Here is a 3,941-nt window from a genome sequence, read left to right as displayed (position 1 = left end):
GGCCGATGTGCCTCCGGCGCAGCCGGTCAGCGCCCCGCGCCGGGCGCGTCGGTCCTGGATCGCGCTGGGCGTGGGGCTGGGCGTGGTGACCGCCGCGGTCGTCGTGGCGGTCCTGTTCTGGCGGTCCCTCACCGGCTCCCCGGCCGCCGGGAACGCCTCCGACGCCTCAGGGCAGGCCGACGCGCAGCGCGCCGGATGCGCGTACGCACGGCTGATTTCGACCTACGACTTCAAGACTTCGGCCGACTACGACGCCTATGCCCGCGCGGTGTCCGACGGGGGCACCGGCGGCTGGCTCGAGAAATGGAAGAGTTCGAGCAACGACCTCGATGAGGTCCTGATCGCGACCAGGGCGAAATCCGAGCCCGTCGACGTGCAGTGCAGAGTGGAGTCCAGCTCGGCGGACCACGTTCGGATCGCGGCCCTCGTCACCAACCGGACCTCCAGCTCGGCGGACCCCGCCGGCACCACCAAACCGAGCAATCTCGTCCTGAGCATGACGAAGGTCGGCAACCGCTGGCTGTGCGAGGATGTCACCACGTCGTCATCCGACGCGTCACCGACGCCCCCGCGATAGTCAGCGCGCGACGAGGCCGATGCCGCGGCCGATATCGGCCAGAGTCGAGTCGAAAAGCACGTCGGGGTGCGAGATCTGGATCGGGTAGTTGCCGAAGACCTCGAGGGTGACGTGGCCGTAGAGGCGGGCCCAGAACTGGATCATGACATAGCTGACGCCCAGGTCGAGTTTCTCGGCCGGGAACTTCTGACCCGAATCCGCCAGCACGCGAAGCAGTTCCGTCTGGAAGGTGATCAGGTCGTCGCGCAGTTCCGGCGGGATCAGCTCGGTGGGGGTGGTCACCACCTGGTAGTCGGTGAGCAACCGGCCCGCGGCCCCGAGGAAGATGCGGCCGACCGGTTCACCGAATTGCTGCATGGCGCTGGTGATTCCGGCGGTGACCGGGGAGGCGAAGACCAGGGTGAATTCGCGCGAGTGGTGCAGCGCCCAGCGGCGGAAGCCGCGGCAGATGGCGAAGAAGCGCACCCCGGCGTCGTCGGGCAGGCCCTCGACCGACGCCTCGAGATCCTTGGCCAGATCGAGGCAGACGTCGGTGCGGACGGCGGCGACCAGGTCGTCGCGCGATTCGTAATAGCGGTACAGCGCGGGGGCGGTGATGCCCAGTTCCCGCGCGATGGCCCGGAGCGTGATCGCGTCCGGGCCGTGCTCGACCAGTAGTGACCGCGCGACGCGCCGAATATCGGCGTCGCTGACCGCCGGCGCTCGTCCGCGTCGGCGAGGTTCACTCATGGTTGACTCCAATGTAGAAACAGCAGGGCCCCGGATGGGTTACGAAAAGTTACCGCGTCCGGGGCCCGATCGCTCACTCGTAGGCGACTTCCCAGCTCTTGATGCCGTTGAGCCAGCTCGAGCGCAGGCGGACCGGCTCGGAGATCTGGCGGATGTTGGGCATCACGTCGGCGATCGCGTTGAAGATCAGATCCAGCTGCAGGCGGGCCAGGTTGGCGCCCACGCAGTAGTGGGTGCCGGTGCCGCCGAAGCCGACGTGCGGGTTCGGGTTGCGCAGCACGTTGAACTTGTACGGGTCCTCGAAGTAGTTCTCGTCGAAGTTGGCCGCGCTGTAGAACATTCCGATGCGCTGCCCCTTCTTGATCGAGGCGCCCGACAGCTCCAGGTCCTCGGTCGCGGTGCGCTGGAAGGCGATGACCGGGGTGGCCCAGCGGACGATCTCGTCGGGAGCGGTGCGCGGACGCTGCTCCTTGTAGATCTCCCACTGATCCGGGTTGTCCACGAACGCCTTCATGCCGTGCGTGGTGGCGTTGCGGGTGGTCTCGTTGCCGGCCACCGACAGCAGGATCATGAACCAGGCGAACTCGTCCGACGCCATCGACTCGCCGTCGAGGTCGGCGTGCAGCAGGGTGGAGGCGATGTCGTCCATCGGGCAGGCGCGACGCTGCTCGGCGAGGTTGTAGGTGTAGCCCATGACCTCGGCGGTGGCGACCTTGTGGTCACCGTTGAACTCCGGGTCGTCGTAACCGATCATCTGGTTCGACCAGTCGAAGATCTTGCCGCGGTCTTCCTGCGGGATGCCGATGAGCTCGGCGATGGCCTGCAGCGGCAGCTCGCAGGCGACCTGCTCGACGAAGTTGCCCGAGCCGTTCTTCTTGGCCTCGTGCACGATTCGCTCGGCGCGCTCGCGCAGGGCGTTGCGCAGCGACTCGATGGCGCGCGGGGTGAAGCCCTTGGAGATGATGCGGCGCAGCTTGGTGTGCTTGGGCGGGTCCATGTTCAGCAGCAGGTAGCGCTGCACCTCGATCTCTTCGCGGGCGATGTCGCCGTAGAAGCGGATGACCGCGGTGTTCTCCTCGGAGGAGAACTGTTCGGGGTTCTTGGAGATCTCCTTGATGTCATCCATCTGGGAGATGGCCCAGTAGCCGCCGTCGTCGAAGCCGGTCAGGCCGTCGGCCTGCGGCACCCAGAACGGAGCGGCTTGCTTGCGGAGTGCTGCGAACTCCTCGACCGGCAGGCGCTCGGCCAGCAGATCGGGGTTGGTGAAGTCGAAACCGTTGGGAATGGACGGCGCGGACACGGAACCTCCTTTGGAACACGTTCGACGTCGAGTGAACCACACCACAGGGCGGTTTGTGAACACGTATTACTAAATAGCGTTCATTTGATCTGTCACCAGTTCGGTCCGGTGCCGTAGACCTGGCGATATTCCCGGTCGAAGGTGCGGCGGCCGAGCAGCCGCCAGGCCAGGCGCGCGGCGCGCGGCAGCTCCGCGAGCACCTTGCGCCGATCGGACGTCGAGGCGGCGTGCAGGAGGAAGCCGAGGAAGACCAGCTGACGGTCCTTGGGCATGTGCGCCCGCCCGCGTTCGCCGAGCGCCCGCCACTCGGGCACGGTCATGACCTGCTCGACGACCGACAGGATGTGAGTCTCCTCCTCGGTGAGGTGCTCGTCCAACGCCGCCGCGAGGGCGCCGGCGCTGGCGGCGAACCGATCCCGCGCGGCGGGCTCGGCCGCGGTGGCGAACTCCTCCGCGTCCCGCTGGGCGCGCGTCGCCAGTTCGGCGATGCGTTCGTGCTGCTCCTCGAGGCGCAGGATCAGGGCGGCGGCCATCGGGGCGCGTTCGAGCAGCAACGGCCACATCAGTTCGTCCTCGCCGGTGTGATGGCTGTGCAGCCCGGTGCCCAGCTCGGCCAGGAAGTCGGCGAGGACGCGGGCGCGTGCGGCATCTCCCGGGGCGACGTCCGCCACCAGGGCGGGCAGGGCGCGGAAGTGGCGGCGAAAGGCGTTGTGCACCACCACCATGTCGTAGGTGTCGGGCCGGGCCTGCGCGATGTCGGTGCTCATGGCTGCTCCTGTCGAAGTCGGTGATCGCGACGAGAGTGCTTCGGCCCGCTTGGAATCGACTCGAGGCGCACTAGGGGGCGGCCGTCCTAGACTTACCCGATCATGGTTCGGATTCGGGTACTCGGCGCACTGACGGCGTCCGGCGAGCGCGGGGAACTCGATCTCGGCGGGCCGCGGCAGCGCGGGGTGCTGGCGCGACTGCTGGTCGCCGGCGGCGATGTGGTGCCGGTCGATCGGCTCATCGATGACCTGTGGCGCGGCGAGCCGCCGCCCCGGGCGCTGGGCTCGCTGCAGGCCTACGTCTCCAATCTGCGGCGGCTGCTGGAACCGGATCGCGCCCCGCGCACCCCGGCGACGGTGCTGATCAGCCGCGCTCCCGGATACGCGCTGCGCCTGTCCACCGCCGAGGTGGACGCGTGGGCGTTCGGCGCCGACCTGGAGGCGGCCGCGCGACTGGGTGATCCGCGCGAACGGCGGCGCGCGCTCGAGCGGGCGCTGGCCTGGCCTTCGAAGGCGATGTCGGCTCGTACCGGCAGTACCAGATCAATCACGAAGTGGGCCATGCCCT

Annotated in this window: 4 protein-coding genes and 2 pseudogenes; 3 read left to right on the top strand and 3 right to left on the bottom strand. The window is 68.3% G+C overall.

What is annotated here, in order from left to right; genetic code table 11:
* Window positions 1–577: pseudogene (locus tag ACWELJ_RS33640) on the top strand (hypothetical protein); the annotation flags it as partial.
* Here ACWELJ_RS33640 and ACWELJ_RS33635 read toward each other — a convergent pair.
* The 3 genes from ACWELJ_RS33635 to ACWELJ_RS33625 form a co-directional block, all read right to left on the bottom strand.
* Window positions 578–1,306 carry a TetR/AcrR family transcriptional regulator gene (locus tag ACWELJ_RS33635; protein ID WP_452370101.1) on the bottom strand — a complete coding sequence of 243 codons (729 nt, stop codon included), beginning with the start codon at window positions 1,304–1,306 and terminating at the stop codon, window positions 578–580. It abuts the pseudogene before it with no gap.
* Window positions 1,307–1,379: 73 nt separating this feature from the next.
* Window positions 1,380–2,606 carry a cytochrome P450 gene (locus ACWELJ_RS33630; protein ID WP_452370100.1) on the bottom strand — a complete coding sequence of 409 codons (1,227 nt, stop codon included), beginning with the start codon at window positions 2,604–2,606 and terminating at the stop codon, window positions 1,380–1,382.
* A 92-nt stretch (window positions 2,607–2,698) separates the two neighbouring features.
* Window positions 2,699–3,373 carry a hemerythrin domain-containing protein gene (locus ACWELJ_RS33625; RefSeq protein ID WP_452370099.1) on the bottom strand — a complete coding sequence of 225 codons (675 nt, stop codon included), beginning with the start codon at window positions 3,371–3,373 and terminating at the stop codon, window positions 2,699–2,701.
* 102 nt (window positions 3,374–3,475) lie between these two features.
* On the opposite strand from ACWELJ_RS33625, the pseudogene ACWELJ_RS33620 reads away from it, so the two are divergent.
* Together ACWELJ_RS33620 and ACWELJ_RS33615 are read left to right on the top strand one after the other, a co-directional pair.
* A pseudogene (locus ACWELJ_RS33620) lies at window positions 3,476–3,703 on the top strand (AfsR/SARP family transcriptional regulator); the annotation flags it as partial.
* Between the two features lie 170 nt (window positions 3,704–3,873).
* Window positions 3,874–3,941 (top strand): DUF3152 domain-containing protein (locus ACWELJ_RS33615; RefSeq protein ID WP_452370102.1); only part of this gene is annotated, 68 nt, incomplete at its 3' end.

The organism is Nocardia sp. NPDC004582, from assembly GCF_053602115.1.
The sequence above is the reverse complement of the archived record's forward strand: the minus strand, read 5'-3'. Positions and strand labels throughout refer to the sequence as shown.